This is a genomic window from Pseudomonas agarici, assembly GCF_001543125.1.
Classification (GTDB): domain Bacteria; phylum Pseudomonadota; class Gammaproteobacteria; order Pseudomonadales; family Pseudomonadaceae; genus Aquipseudomonas; species Aquipseudomonas agarici.
Window position 1 is genome coordinate 4,879,196 of sequence record NZ_CP014135.1, and the last position, 22,546, is coordinate 4,901,741.

The 22,546-nt window shown below is 60.3% G+C and carries 22 protein-coding genes and 1 pseudogene; 20 read left to right on the forward strand and 3 right to left on the reverse strand.

The window, feature by feature from the left end:
• The first annotated feature begins 29 nt into the window (after positions 1–29).
• The 8 genes and pseudogenes from AWM79_RS21325 (at position 30) to AWM79_RS21360 (ending at position 8,707) form a co-directional block, all read left to right on the forward strand.
• Entirely contained in the window at positions 30–650 is a 621-nt protein-coding gene (locus AWM79_RS21325) for a 2-dehydro-3-deoxy-6-phosphogalactonate aldolase (protein WP_017133966.1), read from the forward strand.
• A gap of 59 nt (positions 651–709) precedes the next feature.
• A complete protein-coding gene (gene dgoD / locus AWM79_RS21330; protein WP_017133967.1) occupies positions 710–1,858 on the forward strand; it encodes a galactonate dehydratase in 1,149 nt (382 codons plus the stop codon).
• Positions 1,859–1,942: 84 nt separating this feature from the next.
• On the forward strand, positions 1,943–3,253 hold the full coding sequence (locus AWM79_RS21335; RefSeq protein ID WP_017133968.1) for an MFS transporter: 1,311 nt from the start codon (positions 1,943–1,945) through the stop codon (positions 3,251–3,253).
• A 43-nt stretch (positions 3,254–3,296) separates the two neighbouring features.
• Positions 3,297–4,115: an SDR family oxidoreductase gene (locus AWM79_RS21340; protein ID WP_017133969.1), complete on the forward strand. Its 819-nt coding sequence runs from the start codon at positions 3,297–3,299 to the stop codon at positions 4,113–4,115.
• 83 nt (positions 4,116–4,198) lie between these two features.
• Positions 4,199–5,200: a substrate-binding domain-containing protein gene (locus AWM79_RS21345; protein WP_060783737.1), complete on the forward strand. Its 1,002-nt coding sequence runs from the start codon at positions 4,199–4,201 to the stop codon at positions 5,198–5,200.
• A 57-nt stretch (positions 5,201–5,257) separates the two neighbouring features.
• Entirely contained in the window at positions 5,258–6,778 is a 1,521-nt protein-coding gene (araG, locus tag AWM79_RS21350; protein WP_017133971.1) for an L-arabinose ABC transporter ATP-binding protein AraG, read from the forward strand.
• A gap of 45 nt (positions 6,779–6,823) precedes the next feature.
• Positions 6,824–7,790: pseudogene (gene araH / locus AWM79_RS21355) on the forward strand (L-arabinose ABC transporter permease AraH).
• Between the two features lie 107 nt (positions 7,791–7,897).
• A complete protein-coding gene (locus AWM79_RS21360) occupies positions 7,898–8,707 on the forward strand; it encodes an IclR family transcriptional regulator (RefSeq protein ID WP_017133973.1) in 810 nt (269 codons plus the stop codon).
• A gap of 172 nt (positions 8,708–8,879) precedes the next feature.
• Here AWM79_RS21360 and AWM79_RS21365 read toward each other — a convergent pair whose 3' ends face one another.
• Entirely contained in the window at positions 8,880–10,544 is a 1,665-nt protein-coding gene (locus AWM79_RS21365; protein ID WP_017133974.1) for an electron transfer flavoprotein-ubiquinone oxidoreductase, read from the reverse strand.
• Between the two features lie 539 nt (positions 10,545–11,083).
• Between AWM79_RS21365 and AWM79_RS21370 the strand changes: the two genes are divergently transcribed.
• The 11 genes from AWM79_RS21370 (at position 11,084) to AWM79_RS21420 (ending at position 19,144) form a co-directional block, all read left to right on the forward strand.
• Positions 11,084–11,833: an electron transfer flavoprotein subunit beta/FixA family protein gene (locus AWM79_RS21370; RefSeq protein WP_060783738.1), complete on the forward strand. Its 750-nt coding sequence runs from the start codon at positions 11,084–11,086 to the stop codon at positions 11,831–11,833.
• Between the two features lie 16 nt (positions 11,834–11,849).
• Positions 11,850–12,794 carry an electron transfer flavoprotein subunit alpha/FixB family protein gene (locus AWM79_RS21375; protein WP_017133975.1) on the forward strand — a complete coding sequence of 315 codons (945 nt, stop codon included), beginning with the start codon at positions 11,850–11,852 and terminating at the stop codon, positions 12,792–12,794.
• Positions 12,795–12,865: 71 nt separating this feature from the next.
• Positions 12,866–13,687, forward strand: coding sequence for a substrate-binding periplasmic protein (locus AWM79_RS21380; protein WP_017133976.1), 822 nt, complete (start codon positions 12,866–12,868; stop codon positions 13,685–13,687).
• 9 nt (positions 13,688–13,696) lie between these two features.
• Positions 13,697–14,053 (forward strand): DUF4398 domain-containing protein, encoded by a 357-nt coding sequence (locus AWM79_RS21385; RefSeq protein ID WP_017133977.1) that lies wholly within the window; start codon positions 13,697–13,699, stop codon positions 14,051–14,053.
• A complete protein-coding gene (locus tag AWM79_RS21390; RefSeq protein WP_017133978.1) occupies positions 14,050–14,865 on the forward strand; it encodes an OmpA family protein in 816 nt (271 codons plus the stop codon). The genes AWM79_RS21385 and AWM79_RS21390 overlap by 4 nt, the downstream gene beginning before the upstream one ends.
• A 249-nt stretch (positions 14,866–15,114) precedes the next feature.
• Entirely contained in the window at positions 15,115–16,557 is a 1,443-nt protein-coding gene (locus tag AWM79_RS21395; RefSeq protein ID WP_026013400.1) for an aminotransferase-like domain-containing protein, read from the forward strand.
• Between the two features lie 129 nt (positions 16,558–16,686).
• Complete coding sequence (locus tag AWM79_RS21400; protein ID WP_017133980.1) at positions 16,687–17,205, forward strand: hypothetical protein; 519 nt, start codon at positions 16,687–16,689, stop codon at positions 17,203–17,205.
• Between the two features lie 149 nt (positions 17,206–17,354).
• The gene (locus AWM79_RS21405) at positions 17,355–17,609 is read left to right on the forward strand and encodes a YkgJ family cysteine cluster protein (protein ID WP_017133981.1); all 255 of its coding nucleotides are present in this window, start codon (positions 17,355–17,357) and stop codon (positions 17,607–17,609) included.
• A gap of 34 nt (positions 17,610–17,643) precedes the next feature.
• Entirely contained in the window at positions 17,644–18,249 is a 606-nt protein-coding gene (locus AWM79_RS21410; RefSeq protein WP_017133982.1) for an START domain-containing protein, read from the forward strand.
• A gap of 105 nt (positions 18,250–18,354) precedes the next feature.
• Positions 18,355–18,591, forward strand: coding sequence for a hypothetical protein (locus tag AWM79_RS21415; RefSeq protein WP_060783739.1), 237 nt, complete (start codon positions 18,355–18,357; stop codon positions 18,589–18,591).
• Positions 18,592–18,805: 214 nt separating this feature from the next.
• On the forward strand, positions 18,806–19,144 hold the full coding sequence (locus AWM79_RS21420) for a ribonuclease E inhibitor RraB (protein WP_017133984.1): 339 nt from the start codon (positions 18,806–18,808) through the stop codon (positions 19,142–19,144).
• Between the two features lie 131 nt (positions 19,145–19,275).
• On the opposite strand, the gene AWM79_RS21425 is transcribed toward AWM79_RS21420, so the two are convergent.
• Positions 19,276–20,085, reverse strand: coding sequence for a cytochrome c (locus AWM79_RS21425; protein ID WP_060783740.1), 810 nt, complete (start codon positions 20,083–20,085; stop codon positions 19,276–19,278).
• Between the two features lie 723 nt (positions 20,086–20,808).
• Between AWM79_RS21425 and AWM79_RS21430 the strand changes: the two genes are divergently transcribed.
• Positions 20,809–21,534 carry an amidotransferase gene (locus tag AWM79_RS21430; RefSeq protein WP_060783741.1) on the forward strand — a complete coding sequence of 242 codons (726 nt, stop codon included), beginning with the start codon at positions 20,809–20,811 and terminating at the stop codon, positions 21,532–21,534.
• Positions 21,535–21,573: 39 nt separating this feature from the next.
• Here the strand turns inward: AWM79_RS21430 and AWM79_RS21435 are convergent, their stop codons facing one another.
• Complete coding sequence (locus AWM79_RS21435) at positions 21,574–22,545, reverse strand: magnesium and cobalt transport protein CorA (RefSeq protein ID WP_017133988.1); 972 nt, start codon at positions 22,543–22,545, stop codon at positions 21,574–21,576.
• Position 22,546 lies beyond the last annotated feature (1 nt).

Here is a 22,546-nt window from a genome sequence, read left to right on the forward strand (position 1 = left end):
CGTTCGACAATTCCTTTCGGAGGTTTGAGATGTTCAAGCAAGCGCTGACAAGAAACGGTCTGATCGCCATCCTTCGCGGCCTGCGTCCCGAGGAAGCCGAGGCCATCGGCAGGGTGCTGTACGAGGCGGGGTTTCGCGTTCTGGAAGTGCCGCTCAACTCGCCGCAACCCTATGACAGTATTCGTATCCTGCGCGACAGCCTGCCCGCCGATTGCCTGGTGGGTGCAGGCACCGTGTTGACGCCGGCGCAGGTCGAACAGGTGAAGGCGGCGGGTGGCCAGGTGATCGTCATGCCCCACGCGGACCCCGTGGTCCTGCGCGCGGCCAAGGCCGCTGGCCTGTACCTGGCGCCGGGCGTCGCTACGCCCACCGAAGCCTTTGCCGCGCTGGCCGAGGGGGCTGACGCGTTGAAGATGTTCCCCGCCGAGCAGTTGGGGCCTGCGGTGGTCAAGGCCTGGCTCGCGGTGTTGCCGGCCGGCACCGCGTTGATCCCGGTGGGCGGCATCACGCCGGACACCATGCAGGCTTTTCTGGAGGCCGGTGTCAGTGGTTTCGGCCTCGGTTCGGGACTGTTCAAGCCAGGGCTGAGCGCATCGCAAGTGGCCGAGCGGGCTAAGACCTATGTAACTGCCTGGAACACCTTCCGTTAAGGTTAAGACTGCCGATGCGCGGCGTCCATCGACGAGCGCCATGACCAGAGAGAAAGGCGATGAAAATTACCCAATTGACCACCTATATCGTTCCACCGCGTTGGTGCTTCCTCAAGGTCGAGACCGACGAAGGGGTCACCGGCTGGGGCGAGCCGGTGGTGGAAGGCCGCGCCCATACCGTGGCGGCGGCAGTCGAGGAGTTATCCGATTATCTGATCGGCAAGGACCCGCGCAATATCGAGGATATCTGGACGGTGCTCTACCGGGGTGGATTCTACCGTGGTGGAGCGATCCACATGAGCGCCCTGGCCGGGATCGACCAGGCGCTCTGGGATATCAAGGGCAAGGCCCTGGGGGTGTCGGTCAGCGACCTGCTGGGCGGCCAGGTGCGGGACAAGATCCGCGTGTATTCATGGATCGGCGGCGACCGTCCGGCCGATACTGCGCGAGCGGCGAAGGAAGCGGTCAGCCGTGGCTTCACGGCGGTGAAGATGAACGGCACCGAGGAGCTGCAATTTCTCGACAGCCACGACAAGGTCGACCTGGCGCTGGCGAACGTTGCCGCGGTGCGCGAGGCGGTGGGACCGGATGTCGGCATCGGCGTGGACTTCCATGGCCGGGTACACAAGCCCATGGCCAAGGTGCTGATGAGGGAACTCGATCCCTACAAGCTGATGTTTATCGAGGAGCCGGTGCTCAGCGAGAACTACGAAGCCCTCAAGGAGCTGGCGCCGCTGACCAGTACGCCGATCGCCCTCGGCGAGCGCTTGTTCTCGCGCTGGGATTTCAAGCGGGTGCTCAGCGAGGGATATGTCGACATCATCCAGCCGGATGCCTCCCATGCCGGCGGCATCACCGAAACCCGCAAGATCGCCAATATGGCCGAGGCTTACGACGTCGCCCTGGCCCTGCATTGTCCGCTGGGGCCGATTGCCCTGGCGGCATGCCTGCAACTGGATGCGGTTTGCTACAACGCCTTTATCCAGGAGCAGAGTCTGGGCATCCATTACAACGAGAGCAACGACCTGCTGGACTACGTCAAGGATCCTGGGGTGTTCGACTACGAGAAAGGCTTCGTGAAGATCCCCAACGGTCCTGGCCTGGGGATCGAGATCAACGAGGAGTACGTGATCGAGCGGGCGGCCATCGGCCATCGCTGGCGCAACCCGATCTGGCGCCATGCCGATGGCAGTTTTGCCGAGTGGTGAAATGGTTTTATCCGGCGACGCTGAATGCGTAGCAAGAAGTAACCGATAAGCAGTCCTCAATAATCATAAGAAGAGGCACGCTCCATGCAACTCGAACAGCCCCTGGCGTCGGCGTCCCTGGTGACGCCCAGCCGCAAGCGCTTCTTCATTATGGTGCTGCTGTTTATCACCGTGGTGATCAATTACCTGGACCGCAGCAACCTGTCGATTGCCGCGCCGGCCCTGACCGGCGAACTGGGCATCGACCCGATTCATGTCGGCTTGATCTTCTCGGCCTTCGGCTGGACCTACGCCGCCATGCAGATTCCCGGCGGCTGGCTGGTGGACCGGGTGCCGCCACGGATTCTCTACAGCGTGGCCCTGTTGCTGTGGTCGGTGGCGACAGTGCTGCTCGGCTTCGCCGCCAGCTTCATTGCCCTGTTTGTCCTGCGCATGGCGGTCGGTGCCCTGGAAGCCCCGGCCTATCCGATCAACAGCCGGGTGGTCACCACCTGGTTCCCGGAACGCGAGCGGGCCACCGCCATCGGCTTCTATACCTCCGGGCAGTTTGTCGGCCTGGCGTTCCTCACCCCGGTCCTGGCCTGGCTACAGCACCAATACGGCTGGCATATGGTGTTTGTCAGCACCGGTGCGCTGGGCATTCTCTGGGCGGCGATCTGGTACGCGGTGTATCGTGAACCCCGCGACTTCAAGGGCGCCAATAGCGCCGAGATCGAGCTGATTCGCGAGGGTGGCGGGCTGGTGGATATCCAGGCGCAAACCTCTCGGCGCAAGACGCCATTCAGTTGGGCGGATCTGGGCATCGTGCTCAGCCAGCGCAAGCTGTGGGGCATCTATCTGGGACAGTTTTGCCTGAACTCGACCCTATGGTTTTTCCTCACCTGGTTCCCGACCTACCTGGTGAAGTACCGTGGCATGGACTTTATCAAGTCCGGTTTCCTCGCCTCGTTGCCGTTTCTCGCAGCCTTTGTCGGCGTGCTCTGCTCCGGGCTGTTCTCCGACTGGCTGATCCGGCGCGGCGTCGGTATCGGTCTGGCGCGCAAGCTGCCGATCATCGGTGGGCTGCTGATTTCCACGTCGATCATTGGCGCCAACTTTGTCGACTCCACGGCCCTGGTGATTGCCTTCCTCGCCCTGGCGTTCTTCGGCAACGGTCTGGCGTCCATCACCTGGTCGCTGGTCTCGACCCTGGCCCCGGCGCGTCTGCTGGGATTGACCGGCGGGGTATTCAATTTCATCGGCAACCTGTCGGCGATCAGCACGCCGATCGTGATCGGCTTTCTCGCCAGCGGCGATTCCTTCGCCCCGGCTATTACCTATATCGCCGTGCTGGCGTTGATCGGCGCGCTGTCTTATGGGCTGCTGGTCGGCAAGGTCGAACGGATCGAGTTGTAGTGCGAGTTCCCGGTTCATTGGATTTCATTCAGGAGGAGTTGAAATGGCCAAACCGCTGTCGTTACCCGAAGTCCCCGAGCCGAAGCGGGGCGACCGCCTGAAAGACAAGGTGGTGGTGATCACCGGCGCGGCCCAGGGCATCGGCGAGGCAATCGTCGCCTGTTTCCAGGCACAACAGGCGAAACTGGTCATCGGCGATATCCAGGCCGAGAAGGTCGAGCAAGTCGCCGCCCGCTGGCGCGGGCAGGGCGCGCGGATTCACGCACAAGCCATCGACATCACTTCGCCGACCCAATGGCGCGCCCTGGTCGATGTGGCCATCGAACGCTTCGGTCGGGTCGATGTGCTGGTCAACTGCGCGGGCGTGAATGTGTTTCGCGACCCGCTGGAAATGACCGACGAGGATTGGCGGCGCTGTTTTGCTATCGATCTGGACGGCGCCTGGTTCGGCTGTCGGACGGTGTTGCCGCACATGATCGAGCAGGGCATCGGCAATATCATCAATATCGCCTCGACCCATTCCAGCCACATCATTCCCGGCTGTTTCCCTTATCCGGTGGCCAAGCATGGCCTGCTCGGCCTGACTCGGGCGCTGGGCATCGAGTACGCGCCCAAGGGTATTCGGGTCAACGCGATTGCTCCGGGGTATATCGAGACCCAGCTCAATGTCGATTACTGGAACGCTTTCGCCGACCCCGAGGCCGAGCGCCAGCGGGCCTTGGACCTGCATCCGCCACGGCGTATCGGCCAGCCGGTCGAGGTGGCGATGACGGCCTTGTTCCTGGCGACCGACGAGGCGCCGTTCATCAACGCCTCCTGCCTGATGATCGATGGCGGGCGTTCGGTGATGTATCACGACTGACCGGCGCGCAGGCCTTCGGGGCGGCGTTTGTCGCACGTAACGATTCAACCAGAACCAGCCAAACAAGAACAAGAGGGTTGCCCATGCTTATCAAACGCAAGCTCCGTTCCCTGACCTGCGCGGTGGCGGTAGTCGTCGCCAGCGGTTTTTCTCACCTCGTCGTGGCCGCAGAAGTGAAGATCGGCTTTCTCGTCAAGCAGGCCGAAGAGCCGTGGTTCCAGACCGAATGGGCCTTTGCCGAGAAGGCCGGCAAGGACAAAGGCTTCACCGTGATCAAGATCGCCGTCCCGGATGGCGAGAAGACCCTCGCCGCTATCGATACCTTGGCTGCTAATGGCGCCAAGGGTTTTGTCATCTGCCCGCCGGACACTTCGCTGGGCCCGGCGATCATGGCCAAGGCCAAGCTCAATGGGTTGAAGGTGTTGGCGGTGGACGACCGCTTTGTCGATGCCAAGGGCAATCCGATGGAGGATGTACCCTATGTCGGCCTGGCGGCGTTCAAGATCGGCCAGAAGCAGGGTGCGGCGATGGCCGAGGAAGCGAAACGGCGCGGCTGGGAGTGGCGCGACACCTACGCGGTGATCAACACCTTCGACGAACTGGATACCGGTAAAAAACGTACCGACGGTTCGGTGGAAGGGCTCAAGGCGGCGGGCTTGCCGGCCGATCATATTCTGTTCAGTCCGCTCAAGACCCTCGACGTACCGGGCAGCATGGACGCCACCAACTCGGCGCTGGTCAAACTGCCCGCGGCGGCAAAGAACCTGCTGATCGGCGGAATGAACGACAGCGCGGTACTGGGCGGCGTGCGCGCCACCGAGAGCGCCGGCTTCAAGGCTGCCAATGTGATTGGCGTCGGCATCAACGGCACCGATGCCATCGGCGAGTTGAAAAAGGCCGACAGCGGCTTCTTCGGCTCGATGTTGCTGAGCCCGGACACCTCCGGCTACGAAACCGCCAGCCAGATGTACACCTGGGTTACCACCGGCAAGGAGCCGGCCAAGTACACCGCGCTGGACAACGTTACCCTGATCACCCGAGCCAACTTCCAGGTGGAGCTGAGCAAGATCGGCCTGTGGAAATGAAACGGATTTTCGCTCACCACCAAAGGTGGTCTTTCCTTGGGTGATTCAGGCGGGAGAATGGCGATGGTGGATGAACAGAACACGGGCGCTAGCCTGCGCTTCAATGGCATCGGCAAGGAGTTTCCTGGGGTCCGCGCGCTGGCGCAGATCAGCTTCGAGGTCCGGCCCCACAGCGTACATGCGCTGATGGGCGAAAACGGTGCCGGTAAGTCGACGCTGTTGAAGATTCTTGGCGGCTTCTACGCGCCCAACAGCGGCCATCTACAGATCGGTGGACAGGCGCTGCACTTCAAGTCCTCCGCCGACAGCATTGCCAGCGGCATCGCGGTGATTCACCAGGAACTGCAACTGGTGCCGGAAATGAGCGTGGCCGAAAATCTCTTGCTGGGTCATATGCCGTCACGTTGGGGCATGGTCAATCGGCGGGCGATGGTCCGTCGCGCACGGGAACTGCTCAAGGACCTGGCCGATGAAATCGATCCCAATACCCGTCTCGGTAGCCTGTCCCTGGGCCAGCGGCAACTGGTGGAAATCGCCAAGGCGATGTCGCGCAACGCCCGAGTGATTGCTTTCGACGAACCCACCAGCAGTCTGTCGGCGCGGGAAATCGAGCGGCTAATGGTGATCATTGCACGCTTGCGGGACGAGGGCCGGGTGATCCTGTATGTCTCGCACCGGATGGACGAGGTGTTGCGCATCTGCGATACGGTGACGGTGTTCAAGGACGGGCGCTTTGTGCGCACCTTCGAGGACATGGCGCGGTTGAGTGTCGATCAACTGGTGAGCTGCATGGTCGGTCGCGATATCCAGGATATCTACAACTATCGGCCACGCGAACACTTCGGCGAAGCGTTGCGGGCCGAGGGGCTGCTGGGGCCGGGATTGCAGGAACCGGTTAGCTTCAGCGTGGCCAAGGGGGAGATTCTCGGCCTGTTTGGCTTGGTCGGCGCGGGGCGCACGGAGCTGTTGCGACTGCTGGCCGGACTCGCCCGTGGCGAGAGCGGACGGCTGTTGCTGGAGGGAGGCGCGGTACGCTTCAAATCGCCCCGCGACGCCATTGCGGCGGGGGTGCTGCTGTGCCCGGAGGATCGCAAGAAGGAAGGCATCGTGCCCCGCGCCAGCGTCGCGGAGAACATCAATATCAGTGCCCGTGCCCATCACGCCGGTTTCGGCTGCCTGATCCAGGGCGATTGGGAGCGGGACAACGCGCAACGGCAGATCGCCGCCCTGAATATCCGCACGCCGTCGGCGGCGCAACCGATTCTCTACCTGTCCGGCGGCAACCAGCAGAAAGCCATTCTCGGCCGCTGGTTGTCGATGCCGATGAAGGTGCTATTGCTCGACGAACCGACTCGCGGCATCGATATCGGCGCCAAGGCGGAGATCTACCAGATTATCCACGACCTGGCCGCCAGGGGTATCGCGGTGATCGTGGTGTCCAGCGATCTTATGGAAGTCATGGGCATCGCCGACCGACTGCTGGTGATGAGCGAAGGGGCGATCACCGGCGAACTGGCGCGCAGCGAGGCCGATGAGGCCCGACTGTTGCAAATGGCACTCCCGCGACTGCGGGACTAAAGAGACACTCCCGCGAACGCGGGACTAAAGACTGACGAGGTGGCTATGTCACAGGTAAAAACGCCGGGCGCGTTCTGGCTGGGTCTGAATCAGCGCAAGTTTTTCGACGATTGGCTGATGCTGCTGGCGGCGTTGGCAATCTTCCTGTTCTGCACGCTGTTCATCGACAACTTTTCTGTCGCCGCTGAACATGCGCGGCCTGGGCCTGGCGATTTCCACCACCGGGATTGCCGCCTGCACCATGTTGTTCTGCCTGGCCTCGGGTCACTTCGACCTATCGGTGGGCTCGGTGATCGCCTGTGCGGGGGTGGTGGCGGGGATTGTCATCCGTGATACCGACAGCGTCGTTCTCGGCGTCTCGGCGGCGTTGGCGATGGGACTTTGCGTGGGGCTGATCAACGGCATCGTGATCGCCAAGCTGCGCATCAATGCGTTGATCGCCACTCTGGCGACGATGCAGATCGTTCGCGGGCTGGCCTATATCTTTTCCAGCGGCAAGGCGGTCGGCGTAATGGACGAGGGCTTCTTTGTCTTCGGCAACGGCCAGTTGTTCGGTGTGCCGGTGCCCATCGTGATCACCGTGCTGTGTTTCCTGTTCTTCGGCTGGTTGCTCAACTACACCACCTACGGACGCAACACCCTGGCCATTGGCGGTAACCAGGAAGCAGCGTTGCTGGCTGGGGTCCAGGTGGATCGGACCAAGATCATCATCTTCGCGGTACACGGACTGATCGGTGCGCTGGCCGGGGTGATCCTGGCCTCGCGGATGACCTCCGGCCAGCCGATGATCGGCCAGGGCTTCGAGCTGACGGTCATCTCCGCTTGCGTGCTGGGCGGGGTGTCACTCAGTGGCGGGATCGGCCTGATCCGCCATGTGATCGCCGGGGTGCTGATTCTGGCGATCATCGAGAACGCAATGAACCTGAAGAATATCGACACCTTCTACCAGTATGTAATTCGCGGTTCGATCCTGCTGATGGCGGTGATTATCGACCGGCTGAAACAACGTTGATAAGGCGTGAGCACTGCGTGCCGCCGAGGTCGATTGGTGGTGCTGCACAGTCGGCAGGCGAAAGGCCATAATGGCGGCCGTTCTGGTACACCTCTTATAGGCTGGATATGCAGGAAGACCTCTCGATCTCCCCGACCAACGTTGCCAAAGAGCCCGCGCCCACCGGCACTCAGACCTTGTTGCGGGGGTTGGGGGTGGTACAGGCAGTGGCGGGCGGTGCCCGTGATCTCAAGGAGATTGCCCGGCGCATTGGCACCACCCGCAGCACCACCCATCGCCTGGCCAGTTGCCTGGTAGAAGCACGCTATCTGCGAGTGGTGCCGCAGGTCGGCTACCTGTTGGGGCCGAAGTTGATCGAGCTGGGCTTTCAGGCGCGTGAGGAGTTGCCGCTGGTGACTCTGGCCGTGCCATACCTCGATCAGTTGTCGAGCCTGACCGGCGACACCATCCACCTGGCGATTCGCGAAGACGACGATGTGCTGTACCTGCACAAGAATCCGGGACGCAATGGTCCGGAGATGCGTTCGCGAGTCGGTCATCGCATGCCGTTGGCGCGAACCGGGATCGGCAAGGCGCTGCTACTCGACGATACAGTGCGCGAATGGCAGCGCTTGTATGAAGTGAGCCTGCCGGCGGCAGGGAAAAGCGCCGTCTGGCCGCAACATCGGGAAGCCTCGTGGGAGCAGTTCCTGCAACGCATGCAAGACTATGCGGCAGGCGGTTATGCCTTCGACCTGGAAGACAACGAACCGTCGATCCGCTGCGTGGCGGCACCGATCCGCGATGCCGGTCGGCGCATCGTCGCCGGTATCAGCATCGCCAGTACCGTGCCCTATATGCCGCTGGAGAAGATGGCCGAACTGATCCCGCTGATCAAGAAAGCGGCAGCGAGTATTTCGGCGGAGCTGGGTGGCTGATCGATAACCCTGTATCTGATGGTTCCCCGGCGAATTGCCATGCTGCGGTGGATGACGGCTCGCTTGCCAAACGGCACAAAAGCAAACGCCCCGAACCGGTCGGGGCGTTTGGGGCTACCTTCAGTGCATGTTCACGCCATCCGCGAAGGAGCCATTCTGTAACAGGGACTGTTTACATATTCGGGTAGGTCGGCCCGCCAGCGCCTTCCGGTGCTACCCAGGTGATGTTTTGCGCCGGGTCCTTGATGTCGCAGGTCTTGCAGTGTACGCAGTTCTGGGCGTTGATCTGGAAGCGCTTTTCGCCGTCTTCCTGGGCGATCACTTCGTATACCCCGGCCGGGCAGTAGCGTTGCGCCGGTTCGTCGTACATCGGCAGGTTCTTGCTGATCGGAATGCTCGGGTCCTTCAGCTTCAGGTGGCACGGCTGCTCTTCTTCATGGTTGGTGCTGGAGAGGAACACCGAGCTCAGCTTGTCGAAGCTCAGCTTACCGTCCGGTTTCGGATAAGCGATCTTGGTCGAGTCCTTGGCCAGCTTCAGGCAGGCATAGTCTGGCTGGGTGTCGTGCAGGGTAAACGGCAGTTTGCCGCCCATGATGTTCTGGTCGAACCAGTTGAAACCCGCGCCGATGATCGGCCCGAACTTGTGCATGGCCGGGCCGAAGTTGCGGCTGGCGAACAGTTCTTCATACAGCCAACTGGACTTGAACGACTCGACATAGCTGTTCAGCTCATCGCCACCTTCGGCGCCGGCCAGCAGCTTCTCGGCCACGGCTTCGGCGGCGAGCATACCGGACTTCATCGCAGTGTGGCTGCCCTTGATCTTGGCGAAATTCAGCGTGCCCAGGTCGCAGCCGATCAGCGCGCCGCCCTTGAAGACCATTTTGGGCAGCGAGTTCAAGCCGCCCTTGCAAATGGCGCGGGCGCCGTAGCTGATGCGCTTGCCCCCTTCCAGGTACTGTTTGAGCACCGGATGATGCTTGAGGCGCTGGAACTCGTCGAACGGCGACAGGAAGGTGTTGCGGTAGGACAGGTCGACGATCAGGCCGACTACTACCTGGTTGTTTTCCAGGTGGTAGAGGAACGAGCCGCCAGTGTTTTCGGCGCTCATGATGTCCAGTGGCCAACCGGCAGTGTGTACCACCAGGCCCGGTTCATGCTTAGCCGGATCGACTTCCCAGATTTCCTTCAGGCCGATGCCGTAGTGCTGGGCATCGGCGTCGCTGTCGAGCTTAAAGCGCGAAATCAGTTGCTTACCGATATGTCCGCGGCAGCCTTCGGCAAATAATGTGTACTTGCCGCGCAGTTCCATACCGGGGGTGTACAGGCCTTCCTTCGGGTTGCCTTCGCGGTCGACGCCCAGGTCACCGGTGATGATTCCGCAGACCACGCCGTTGTCGTCGAACAGCGCTTCTTGGGCGGCGAAGCCCGGATAGATCTCCACCCCCAGGTTCTCGGCCTGCTGGGCCAGCCAGCGGCACAGATTACCCAGGGAAATGATGTAGTTGCCTTCGTTGTGCATGGTCTTGGGCACGAAGAAGTCTGGAACCTTGGTCGAGGTCTCGCCGCTGCGCAGCACATAGATGTCGTCGCGCTTGACTGGGGTATTGAGCGGCGCGCCGAGCTCTTGCCAGTTCGGGAACAACTCGTTCAGCGCCCGTGGTTCGAATACGGCGCCGGAAAGGATGTGGGCACCCACTTCGGAACCTTTTTCCACCACGCAGACGCTGATTTCCTGACCTGCTTGGGCCGCTTTCTGTTTCAGCCGGCAAGCGGCGGACAGGCCTGCGGGGCCGGCACCGACGATGACCACGTCGAATTCCATGTATTCGCGTTCCACAGACTCTCTCCTACTCAAGGCTCAACTGCTTTTCTAATTTTAAGCGTGGCTAATTTGGAGCTTGGGTGTCCCAGCCAGTATTGCTAGCATCACGGACCGGACATCTTTCTCTTCTAGGTGGCGCATTATATCTACACTGCTATCAGCGTCCAATACAAACGTTTGTTTGAATTTGCCGGACACTCGATAAAATCAGAATGACGCAGCTTATGACGGCCATTTTGCCGTATTGACCAGAATAGGTGTTACGGTCAAGATACGGGCGGTTTTGCGCTCGCCGTAGGCTAAATGCGAGTCCCGGGAGCCCGTCTAAAGAAAACGCGAAAGCACCCGAACGTGAAGCGGCGCGCCGATTTGGCCTGAAGTTTACACGTCCCGACGATCCGTGACTGCACAGTCATGCCGGACGAACGGTAGTTATGGTGAAAAAAGACCTGCGTGGCCGCATGTCGACGTTTTTGGAGGTCCTCCTGGGCCAATGAGCATCAACCGCCAGGTTCGCCTAGGCGACTTTCTTTTTACCGGAGAGTGAGGAATCCATGAAGGTTCTTGTAGCTGTCAAACGCGTTGTCGATTACAACGTCAAGGTTCGCGTGAAGGCGGACAATTCCGGCGTCGACCTCGCCAACGTCAAGATGTCGATGAACCCTTTCTGCGAAATCGCAGTGGAAGAAGCGGTGCGCCTGAAAGAAAAAGGCGTGGCCAGTGAGATCGTCGTCGTCAGCGTCGGTCCGTCCACCGCTCAGGAGCAACTGCGCACCGCGCTGGCTCTGGGTGCCGACCGCGCCATCCTGGTCGAATCCGCTGAAGAGTTGACCTCCCTGGCCGTGGCCAAGCTGCTCAAGGCTGTCGTTGACCAGGAGCAGCCACAGTTGGTGATTCTCGGCAAGCAGGCCATCGACAGCGACAACAACCAGACCGGCCAGATGCTGGCGGCCCTGAGCGGCTACCCCCAGGGCACCTTCGCGTCGAAAGTCGAGGTGTCGGGCGACAAAGTGGCGGTAACCCGCGAAATCGATGGCGGCCTGCAGACCGTTTCGTTGAGCCTGCCTGCCATCGTCACCACCGACTTGCGTTTGAACGAGCCGCGTTATGCGTCCTTGCCAAACATCATGAAAGCCAAGAAGAAGCCGCTGGAAACGCTGACTCCGGATGCTTTGGGGGTTTCCACCGCCTCCACCAACAAGACCCTGAAAGTCGAAGCGCCCGCTGCTCGCGGCGCCGGTATCAAGGTCAAGTCGGTTGCGGAACTGGTCGAGAAACTGAAAAACGAAGCCAAGGTGCTTTGAATTGGAGAGCCTGATTATGACTATCCTGGTAATCGCCGAACACGACAACAAGGTCGTGGCCCCGGCCACCTTGAACACCGTTGCCGCCGCCGCCAAGATCGGTGGCGACATTCACGTGCTGGTCGCAGGCTCGGGCGTTGGCGCCGTGGCTGAAGCGGCCGCGAAAATCGCCGGTGTGTCGAAAGTCCTGCTGGCCGACCACGCCGCCTACGCGCATCAACTGCCGGAAAACGTTGCTCCTCTGGTAGCAACCCTGGTTGGCGAGGCGGGGGGCAACGGCTACAGCCACATCCTGGCTGGCGCCACCTCCAACGGCAAGAACATCCTGCCGCGCGTTGCCGCACAGTTGGACGTCGACCAGATTTCCGAGATCGTCTCGGTGGAAAGCGCCGATACCTTCAAGCGTCCGATCTACGCCGGTAACGCCATTGCCACCGTGCAATCGACTGCTGGCGTCAAGGTCATCACCGTGCGCGCCACCGGTTTCGACCCGGTTGCCGCCGAAGGGGGTTCGGCTGTGGTTGAAGCCGTTGCCGGCGCGCACGACGCGGGCACTTCGAGCTTCGTCGGCGAAGAGTTGGCCAAGTCCGACCGTCCTGAACTGACCGCCGCCAAGATCGTCGTATCGGGTGGTCGTGGCATGCAGAACGGCGATAACTTCAAGCACCTGTACGCCCTTGCCGATAAGCTGGGTGCCGCCGTCGGTGCTTCCCGCGCCGCTGTCGACGCCGGTTTCGTGCCCAACGACATGCAGGTCGGCCAGACCGGCAAGATCGTCGCGCCACAGTTGTACATCGCGGTCGGTATCTCCGGCGCGATCCAGCACCTGGCCGGGATGAAAGACTCCAAGGTGATCGTGGCGATCAACAAGGATGAAGAAGCGCCGATCTTCCAGGTGGCTGATTACGGTCTGGTGGCGGACCTGTTCGAAGCCATCCCTGAGTTCGAGAAGCTGGTCTAATCCAGCGGCTTTACCTATAAAAGAGCCCGGCCTTCTGGTCGGGTTTTTTGTTTTGCCTGGAGATTTTTGCCATGGATCTGCGTCATCTGGGGGCGTTGTCGTTGCTGTTGGGGTGGTTGGCGTTGCCCATTCCGGCGCTCGCGGCGGGCAAATGCGAACGCCTGATCGTCACCGGCAGCCCGGATGCGCCACCGTACCTGTGGCGCGACCCCGAGGACCCTATACACCTGGTCGGCGCCAGTGCCGACCTGTTACGCCAGGTCGGCGGCGAATTGGGGCTAAAGATCGAGGTGCTGTATGGCGGCGAGCGCTCCCAGGCTCAGGAGGAGGTGCGCAGCGGACGCATGGATCTGCTGGTGGATGCGCCCATCGCCCTCGACGCCCTGAATTCGCTGGATTACATCCATCCGCCGCTGGTGCGCAACGATTATCTGGTCTGGACCCGCAACGATTCGACACTGGTTTACCACACGGCCACCGACTTGCAGGGTCACATTGGCGCTGTCTCGCAAAAGGCCCGGATGACCCAGCCGTTCGTAGCCTTCACCCAGCAACACCTGACACTGCAATACCCCCCAGCCTTGGCTCAGGCGTTCCACAAGCTGTTGCTGGGCGAGGTGGAGTATGTGCTGGCCGGACGTTATGCCGGCATGGTTACCACCCAGAGCCTGGGTATGGCCAAGGACCTCGGTCCACGAGTGCAACCCGTCGATCAGCCCGGCCTGTTCCTGGCGGTCTCGCACAACTCGGCCTGCAATGACGCGTGGTTGCGCGGACAGTTGGCGAAAAAGATGACAGAATTGCCCGCTTCCGGCCTGGCCGAGATTGTGTTGCAACGCAATGTGGAGCGTTGGACGACTCAGCGCCAAGCGGTCAGCGTCTCAAAACAGTAGGAATTTCCTTTGAGTATTCGACCTTTATTCGCTGCCCTGGCCGTTGTGGCTCTGGCGGGCTGCGCGGCCGATCCGGCGCCGAATGAACAAATGCGTCTCACCGAACGTGCCCTCGAACAAGCACGGGCGGTAGGTGCCAAGGCGGAGGATGTCGCCGAGCTGAAACTGGCCGAAGGCAAGTTCGAACGTGCCCAATCCGACATGGCCGATCAGTCCTTCAAGAAAGCTCGCATGCGTGCCGAGCAGGCCGAGTTGGACGCCCGCCTGGCGGAAGCCCAGGTGCTGACCGAGAAGAGCCGGGAAGAACTAAAGGTGCTCAATGCCCGCATCGCGCGCTTGCGCAAGCAACTGGGGGGCGCGCAATGATCTATCCGAAGCGAATGGTCAGCGCTCTGCTGCTGATGGCTTTTGCCGGTCTGTATGGTTGTGCCGGCCAGCCATCGAGCGACACGGCCCTGCAGCAGGCCTCGGCCAGTTTCCAGAAGGTCAAGGAAGACACCGAGGTGCTGCGCATTGCGCCCAAGGACGTGATTCGTGCGGGTGAATCACTGGCCCGCGCCGATCGGCTGTCCAGCTATTGGGGCAGCAGCGCTGATGTGGTGCACTACGCTTACCTGAGCGAACGTTACTCGCAGATTGCCCTTGAGCACACCGAGCAGGCGCTCAATCAGGAGCGTGCCGCCAAGCTGGAACTGGAGCGCCAGCGCCTGCAACTGGCCCTGCGCGAGTCCAAGTTGCTCAGCGTGCAACAGCAGGGTAAGTGGGTGCAAGAGCAGATCAACAGCCTGACCAGCATCCAGGCCGATCGGGGTCTGGTCATGACCCTGGGAGATGTACTGTTCGATACCGGTGAGGCGCAACTGCAGAACTCGGCCAATCGCACGGTACTTAAGCTGGTGCAGTTCCTGCAGTTGAACCCAAGGCGAGTGGTACGGATCGAAGGTTATACGGATAACACCGGAGACCAGGCTTTCAACCTGCAGTTGTCCCGTGATCGTGCGCAATCGGTGGCCGATGTTCTGGTTGACCTGGGCATCGATGAGAAGCGTATCCAGGTCGAAGGTTATGGTGAGCAGTTCCCGATCGAGGTAAACGCCACCGAGCGGGGCAGGGCGCAGAACCGTCGGGTAGAGATTGTCTTCTCCGATGAGAAAGGCCGACTGGGTGCGGCCCGCTGAAGGCCGATCCTCTTCAAGACCAGACCCGGTATCCGCAAGGTACCGGGTTTTGTCTTTGCGGGCCTGTGGAATCATCGCGTGGTGGCGAGCGGGCTTGTTGTGTCTAAGCGTCTAAGTGTTCCCGTACAGTTTTGCTTCTCTTGTCACTGTATTGTCGACTATTGTAGGAAGCGTGCCAGTACACTTTGAAACTGTTCCGGTATGGTTGCGTCCAAGAATAAAAATGCCGTCGAATCCGAGTGCTGCTTCATGACCAATCTATTGCTCTATCAACGTATCGCGCAGCAGCTGGCCGAGGATATCCGGCGGGGTGTCTATCAGCCTGGCGAACGGGTGCCGTCGGTACGCAAGATGAGCTCGCAACTCAATGTCAGCCATGCGACGGTGTTGCAGGCTTACGCCAACCTGGAAGATCAGGGGCTGATCCGCGCCCGTCCGCAATCGGGTTACTACGTTCACCAGACCCCCGCGCTGACTGCCCCGACGCCGGATATCGCTCGGGTGGAGCGTCCGGGGCTGGTCACCCGCAGCAGCATTATCCAGCAGGTCCTGGTCGAGTCTCGTCGCGAAGGGGTGTTTCCCTTTGGCGCGGCGGTGCCGTCGGTGGATTACCTGCCGGTGCGGGCGCTGCACCAGCAACTGGCCAAGATCACGCGGTTTCATAGCCCACGGGCTTTCAGCTATATGTTCAGCCCCGGCTTCGAGCCATTGCGGCGCCAGGTGGCGATTCGCATGCGCGACGCCGGCGTGGTGGTCGACCCCTCCGAAGTGGTGATCACCCACGGTTGCGTGGACGCGCTGCAGATGTCGCTGCGAGTGCTGACCCGTCCCGGTGACTTGATCGCCGCCGAATCGCCGACCTACTACGGCTTGCTGCAACTGGCCGATCTGTTGGGCCTTAAGGTCATCGAGATTCCCAGTGATCCGGCCATTGGCATGAGCCTGGAGGCCCTGCAACTGGCGGCCAACCAGTGGTCGATCAAGGCCCTGGTGCTGACCACGCGCCTGAGCAATCCGCTGGGCGGGACAATGCCGGAGGAGCGCCAGAAACAATTGCTGCGTTTGGCTTCGGACTTCGATATCCAGATCGTCGAAGACGATATCTACGGCGAGCTGATGTTCGAGGTCGGGCGCACCAAAGCGCTCAAGGCTTATGATCGGCTGGACCGGGTGATCTACTGTTCGAGCTTCTCCAAGACGCTGTCGCCGGGCGTGCGGATCGGCTGGATGATCGCCGGCAAGTTCCAGCAGGAAATCCAGCGCTTGCAGACCTTCAGCACTCATTCGGCGTGCAGCGTCACACAGATGGGAGTGGCGGCCTACCTGGAAAACGGTGGGTATGACCGACATTTGCGCTACATTCGCCAGGAGTACCGCAAGAACCTCAGCGCCTTCCAATTAGCCGTGCAGCAGTATTTCCCCGAAGGGACGCAGATGACCCGGCCAACAGGTGGTTTCATTCTCTGGGTCAGCTTGCCGGGACGGGTCAATACCCAAGAGTTGCATGTGCGGGCGCTGCAACAGGGCATCAGCATTGCGCCGGGACTGATCTTCAGCAACACCGAGCAGTTCAATCACTGTATCCGGCTCAACTGCGGGATTCCATGGAATCGCGAGGCTGAACGGGCGCTGATGACTCTTGGCATGCTGGCTAACCAGCTCTGCCAGGAAACCGCTGCCGGACTGTTCTGACGCTGTATGCCTGGAAAACCGCCGACGGCTGTTCCTGAGTCGGGAGCGTGGTTGTTCGATCTCTTGACTTGTCATCAACTGCTCAACAAGCGAGCATATGAGCCCTCTGTTGTTTATGCCGTAGAGTTTATGAACGCCATTTTCCCAGCGCGCCTGCTGTTGATTGCCTTGCTGACCAGCCTGAGTGTCGGTGGTACGGCAATGGTTCAGGCCCAGGAAGCGTCGTCAGCCAAGAGTTCGGCGGCAACCAAGATTGCTACGGTGGCGCCGAAGCCGCCGAGCGCGGGCAAGAAGGCCGATATGTCGCCTAAGAAACCCGTAGAAAAAAAAGCCCCTGTGGCAAAGAAGCGCGCGCCTGTCGCCGCCAAGTCCAGGCCGGCCAGTGAGGTGGTCAGGACCCGCTTGCCACCGGCCAAGCTGGACCTGAGCCTGCCCCAGGACCTGGTCAACAAGATGCAGCCAGCGGGCACCGTGCCGCTCTCCAAGAGTCGACCGCTGTTGCCGCCCATGTTCGGTGAGAAGCCCCCGAGCCAAACGCCGTTTCAGCTCAACGGTCGATTGTTGAGCAACGAAATGGAGTTGCAATTGCGTAACGAGAGCCGCCGGGAAGTGGAAGGCGCGGCCCTGGATTTCGAGTTCAAACAGTAGATCCCTTCGTTTGGTCATGACACTTCGTCGGTGACTGATCAGTCATATACCCTGTTATTGAAAAACCATTGTGCGAGCAATTTTAAACAGCCGTTTTAGCGGTTACTCTGTCTTCCACACATCGGGCCGGTTGCCAGGAGCGTGTTGTCATGAACTGCCGTGAAGGTTGTGGCGCCTGTTGCATTGCTCCCTCCATCAGCTCGCCGCTGCCCGGCATGCCTAACGGTAAGCCGGCCGGAGAACGTTGCCCGCATCTCTCGGTCGAACACTTGTGTGAGTTGTTCGGCAAGCCTGAGCGGCCCGCCGTATGTGGTGGTTTCCAGGCTGATCCCGAGGTGTGTGGCGATAGCCGCGAAGAAGCCATTCGCCTGATCGGCTGGTGGGAGGAAATGACGGCGGCTTGAGGTGTGCTCACCTTCAACAATAAGGAATAAAACAATGGGTTCGCTGCATCGAATGGCTGTGGTTTGTGGTATGACTGTCCTGTTGACCGGTACTGCTTATGCGCAAACCTGGGAGACAGCCAAGGACGAAAACGGGATCAAGGTGTCGCTCAGCGAGGTGGCCGGCTCCAAATACAAGGCCTATCAGGGCGTGACGACGATCAAAGCGTCGGTCGCCAAGATCCGTGCGGTGCAGGAAGACGTGGCCGGTGCCTGCGCCTGGATTCACGAGTGCAAGTCGCAGAAACTGGTGGACCAGAAGGGAGACGAGAGCTGGACCTACACTCAATTCAAGGCACCGTTCCCGGTGTCCGATCGTGACTCCTATCTGCATATCACCACCACTCAGGCCGCCGATGGCACGTTGACCCGCCGGTTGGAAGGTGTACCGACCTACAAGCCGCAACAGAAGGGCTATGTGCGCGTTGCCCAGGTTGCGGGCTTCTGGAAACTGGTGCCCAAAGGCAACAACCTGACCGAAGTGACCTACCAGGTACACACCGAGCCAGGCGGCAGCGTCCCGTCGTGGCTGGCGAACAAGTTCGTGGTGGATGCACCGTACAACACCCTGCAAGCGCTCAAGGAACAGGCCGAGAAATGATCGGCTGAAGCCTGTGGCATCGTTTCAATTGCTCTGAACGATCGTCGTTGCTCCACGGTCCAGATGCGGTGAGCCCAGCATATGGGCTTTACCGAGGAGATACCGATGAAAATGTGGGCAATCACTTTCGTGGACGATCATGGCGTGCAGACCGTCGAGCATTTCGATTGTGAGCACAAACCCAGCCGAGAACAGGCCGCGCAGTGGATTCGTGCGCGATTGCTACCGGTTCCCGCCGAGCTGGATCTCAATGACCTCGACGGGCGCGCGCCTGAACCGACGGTCAAGAGCCTCAAGGATCAGAACAGTATTCAGATCCTGCGCATCGCGCCCGCTTCATGAAACGCTGTTTTTCTCTTTCTGGCCCTCTGGCAGAGCTGTTGGCATCGCGCTACTCTGCAGTCGAGATCAGCGAATGATTCGCTAAGGTGGTCTGATCTTGTCAGCTACATGCTTGTGTCCCGGCCGGCAGATACCTGTCGAGCTGCCAGCACGGTGTCGTGCCTGGTTCGGGAGTACGGAAAGTCTATCCAACGCTTGCTGAGGAGGACGTTTCATGAGCACAGCCTATCAAGAAGACATCAGCAGCCAGGTGCTGCGCCGCATGAAAGAAGGCGGTTTTGATTTTGCACGCATCCATCCCATCGAGTTCTATGCCATTTTCCCGGACGAGGAGCGGGCACGCAGGGCAGCAGGGCAATTTCGCGGTGAATCGTTGAATGCTCAGGTCAGTGCCAGGGACGACGGTGCCTGGTACCTGGAGTTGAGTAAGGTGATGTACGCCACCTATGGCGGCATCGATGACTTCGAGCACGACTTCGGGGCGGTGGTCGAGCCCTTGGGCGGTGTGATCGAAGGCTGGGGCGTCAAACATCCGATACGTGCGCGCAACTGAACGCACTGCTTTTCACACAGCAGCGGCTGACCTCGGGGTCGGCCGTTTTCGTTTGCGTGCGAAGGTCCGGGTGCCGCCGCCGATGTGGCCGGCACAGCAGTAGCAGGTGAATCCGTGGAAGGTCGAGTAACTCAGTGGATCGCCACCTTGCGCTTAGCCATGTGCTGCAAATACTCAAGCAGCAGATCCAGTTCGCCATCCGGTAGCACCGCCGCAGAGAACGCCGGCATCTTCGCCTGCGGCCAGTGGCGCAGACTCTGCGGGTCGCGGATATACCGCTTGAGAAAACCTTCGGTAAAGTATTCCGTCGGGCTATACGGCACGTTCAGGTCCGGACCGACCTGTGCGTCCCCCGCGCCATTGAGCTTATGGCACGCCAGGCAGTTCTTCTGAAACAACGCAAAACCCTTGTTCGGCGGATCGTTGGCCGCCAGCTTCGGATCGGGCCGCAGCGCAGGGAATCGTTCCGCCACCGGGGCCAGGCGCCGGATACTGGCGACCTGATAAGGCCATTGCTCGGGGCCGATATGCCCGGCTTGCGGATTAGTCCATACCAGATAGAACGGCCCGGCGCCGGGTTTGCCCAGCGCCAGCGGCGGCCAGGGTTTGGTAGGGTCTTCTACCGCCAGCCAGGCCCGTGCTCCGGTCTGGTCGAGTAGCGGTCCGGCGCTCAGTTCGGCGGCGAAGCCGTCCAGTGCCACCGCCTGCAGGTGATCATCGGTCTTGATGCCATCCAGCAGCACAGCCAGCGGTACCGCACGATAGGTCATCTGGCGTTTGTAGGATACATCGTCGTCGATGGTGATGGTTTGGGCCTCGGGATGGGCCAGCAATGCCTCGGTTTCCCAGGTACGATGGCCAGCACCGAGGTCGAGAGCCAGTTGTGCGGCGTGCAGAGGGGCACACAGCAGGGCAGTCGTCAGCAGGATCAGTCGTTTCATTCGTGGCTTTATTCGGTGGGAGCGGTGCAAGGGTTAGCTTGCCTGGCTATGTCGTTATCATTGTCGAAGGTCCCGGTGGGGGAGTCCTCGATAGGATCGGACGGCGCGTCGCGCCATTCGTCGTGCTCAAGATTGGCACACAAAATCGCACCTCGACAGGAAATCGGGATGAGAACTTGTGGTGATGTTGAAAAAAACCACAGCGTCTAGCCGACCACCTTGGTGAGGTTCGGCAGGATAAGAAGAAGCGTGGTGGCGAATACGATCAAACCGGCCTGGCGGACTTTCGAGTGCTTGAACATGGCTGACTGCCTTTTGTTGTTATTCCTGAAGACGACTGCTCAACAATTGTGTTGGATACCCCGGCAAAACCCCGGCGGCAACTCCTACAGGGATAACCTTAGAGCCCGCGTCACACTTTCCTTAGAACCATTTCATATGGAGGGTTACTAAATTATTTTTAAAAAAATATGAGGCATATTGCCATCTCGCTAGCAGGCCTTTTGCTAGACACGTGCGACCACTAAAACGGTTAAGCGCTTAGTACACTACCGTTCGTCCGAGCGTGCAGATCAAGGCCGCTGAGCGCTGCGGTCAATGAATCCGACGAGCCGGGCCCCGGCTGAATCGGGTTTGCCGGTAGTGCGTTGCGTGCTTGCCTTGCAAGGCTATTTCAAGGCAGGCTCAAGCCTCACTCTCTTGTCTTTTGTGTCAGGTACTTTTATGTCGTTACGCATCTGCATTCTGGAAACCGATGTGCTGCGCCCGGAACTGATCGATCAATATCAGGGCTATGGGAAGATGTTCGAGCGTCTGTTCTCCCGTCAGCCGATTGCCGCCCAGTTCAGTGTCTACAACGTGATGCAGGGTAACTACCCGAGTGACGAGCTGACCTTCGACGCCTACCTGGTGACCGGTAGCAAGACCGACTCCTTCGGCAGCGACCCATGGATTCAAACTCTCAAGGCCTACCTGCTCAGTCGTTACGAGCGCGGCGACAAGCTGCTGGGGGTCTGTTTTGGCCACCAATTGCTGGCGTTGCTGCTGGGTGGCAAGAGCGAGCGTGCCAGCCAGGGTTGGGGCGTCGGTACCCACCAATACAAGATGGCTGCCAAGGCGCCCTGGATGAGCCCGGTGATGGAGGAACTGACGCTGCTGATCAGCCACCAGGATCAGGTCACCGAACTGCCGGAAAACGCCACAGTGATCGCCAGCAGCGATTTCTGCCCGTATGCGGCCTACCACATCAACGACCAGGTGCTGTGCTTCCAGGGGCACCCGGAGTTTATCCACGACTATTCGCGGGCCTTGCTGGACATTCGCCAGCAGACCCTCGGCGAGCCGATCTACGCCAAGGGCATCGCCAGCCTGGAGCACGAACACCACGGCACTACGGTGGCTGAGTGGATGATGCGCTTCGTCGGACACAAGCCACAGGCCACTAGTTGATGCCGAACATGGGAACCATCCGCACGTTGCGCGTCCGATCTATAGCCAGCCGGATTTCTTGAAGCTGGCCCACAAGCCCACGCAACCGACCGCGATACATCCCAGCACGGCAAAATAGCCGTAGTGCCAGTTCAGTTCGGGCATGTTCTGGAAGTTCATCCCATAGATCCCCGCCACTGCCGTCGGAAACGCCAGGATCGCTGCCCAGGCGGCGAACTTGCGTTGCACGATGCTCTGGCGGACGGACTCCAGCAACACGCCGATCTCGATGGTCTGGCTGGCGATATCGCGCAGGGTCGCCAGGTCCTCCATCTGTCGCGTCACATGGATCTGTACGTCGCGGAAGTACGGACGCATGTTCTTGTCGATAAACGGGAAGTCCAGGCGTGAGACTTCCTCGCTGATCTCCACCATCGGTGCTACATAGCGGCGCAGGCGTAACACATCCCGGCGCAGGTGGTGGATACGCTGGATATCACCCTCGTTCAGCGAGCTGTGCAGCACGTTTTTTTCCAGCTCGTCGATCTCGGCATGAATGACCTCACTGACTGGCTGGTAGCTTTCGGTCACGAAGTCGAGCAGGGCATACAGCACGAAATCCTCGCCATGTTCCAGCAGCAACGGTCGCGCTTCGCAGCGTTGACGGACGTGGGAATAGGACTTCGAGCGGCCGTTGCGGCAAGTAATGATATAGCCGTTACCGGCAAAGATCTGGGTCTCGATGAACTCCAGCTTGCCCTCGTGGTGAATCGGCGAATACGTGACGATAAACAGGGCATCGCCGAAGGTTTCCAGCTTCGGGCGGCTGTGTTTTTCCAGGGCATCCTCAATGGCCAGTTCATGCAGATTGAACTGTCTCTGCAAGTTGGCCAGCTCCTGGGCGTTGGGCTCTTCCAGCCCGATCCAGACAAAGTGACCGGGTTTCGCCGCCCAGGCGGCGCCCTCGTCGAGGGTGATATTGGTGACTTTTCTACCGGCACTGTAAACCGCAGCAGCAACGATTCTACCCATA

Excerpts from the sequence above, each read along its gene's own strand:
- AWM79_RS21325 (WP_017133966.1), top strand. The coding sequence starts at position 30 with ATGTTCAAGCAAGCGCTGACAAGAAACGGTCTGATCGCCATCCTTCGC.
- dgoD (WP_017133967.1), top strand. The coding sequence starts at position 710 with ATGAAAATTACCCAATTGACCACCTATATCGTTCCACCGCGTTGGTGC.
- AWM79_RS21335 (WP_017133968.1), top strand. The coding sequence starts at position 1,943 with ATGCAACTCGAACAGCCCCTGGCGTCGGCGTCCCTGGTGACGCCCAGC.
- AWM79_RS21340 (WP_017133969.1), top strand. The coding sequence starts at position 3,297 with ATGGCCAAACCGCTGTCGTTACCCGAAGTCCCCGAGCCGAAGCGGGGC.
- AWM79_RS21345 (WP_060783737.1), top strand. The coding sequence starts at position 4,199 with ATGCTTATCAAACGCAAGCTCCGTTCCCTGACCTGCGCGGTGGCGGTA.
- araG (WP_017133971.1), top strand. The coding sequence starts at position 5,258 with ATGGCGATGGTGGATGAACAGAACACGGGCGCTAGCCTGCGCTTCAAT.
- AWM79_RS21360 (WP_017133973.1), top strand. The coding sequence starts at position 7,898 with ATGCAGGAAGACCTCTCGATCTCCCCGACCAACGTTGCCAAAGAGCCC.
- AWM79_RS21370 (WP_060783738.1), top strand. The coding sequence starts at position 11,084 with ATGAAGGTTCTTGTAGCTGTCAAACGCGTTGTCGATTACAACGTCAAG.
- AWM79_RS21375 (WP_017133975.1), top strand. The coding sequence starts at position 11,850 with ATGACTATCCTGGTAATCGCCGAACACGACAACAAGGTCGTGGCCCCG.
- AWM79_RS21380 (WP_017133976.1), top strand. The coding sequence starts at position 12,866 with ATGGATCTGCGTCATCTGGGGGCGTTGTCGTTGCTGTTGGGGTGGTTG.
- AWM79_RS21390 (WP_017133978.1), top strand. The coding sequence starts at position 14,050 with ATGATCTATCCGAAGCGAATGGTCAGCGCTCTGCTGCTGATGGCTTTT.
- AWM79_RS21395 (WP_026013400.1), top strand. The coding sequence starts at position 15,115 with ATGACCAATCTATTGCTCTATCAACGTATCGCGCAGCAGCTGGCCGAG.
- AWM79_RS21400 (WP_017133980.1), top strand. The coding sequence starts at position 16,687 with ATGAACGCCATTTTCCCAGCGCGCCTGCTGTTGATTGCCTTGCTGACC.
- AWM79_RS21405 (WP_017133981.1), top strand. The coding sequence starts at position 17,355 with ATGAACTGCCGTGAAGGTTGTGGCGCCTGTTGCATTGCTCCCTCCATC.
- AWM79_RS21410 (WP_017133982.1), top strand. The coding sequence starts at position 17,644 with ATGGGTTCGCTGCATCGAATGGCTGTGGTTTGTGGTATGACTGTCCTG.
- AWM79_RS21415 (WP_060783739.1), top strand. The coding sequence starts at position 18,355 with ATGAAAATGTGGGCAATCACTTTCGTGGACGATCATGGCGTGCAGACC.
- AWM79_RS21420 (WP_017133984.1), top strand. The coding sequence starts at position 18,806 with ATGAGCACAGCCTATCAAGAAGACATCAGCAGCCAGGTGCTGCGCCGC.
- AWM79_RS21425 (WP_060783740.1), bottom strand. The coding sequence starts at position 20,085 with ATGAAACGACTGATCCTGCTGACGACTGCCCTGCTGTGTGCCCCTCTG.
- AWM79_RS21430 (WP_060783741.1), top strand. The coding sequence starts at position 20,809 with ATGTCGTTACGCATCTGCATTCTGGAAACCGATGTGCTGCGCCCGGAA.
- AWM79_RS21435 (WP_017133988.1), bottom strand. The coding sequence starts at position 22,545 with ATGGGTAGAATCGTTGCTGCTGCGGTTTACAGTGCCGGTAGAAAAGTC.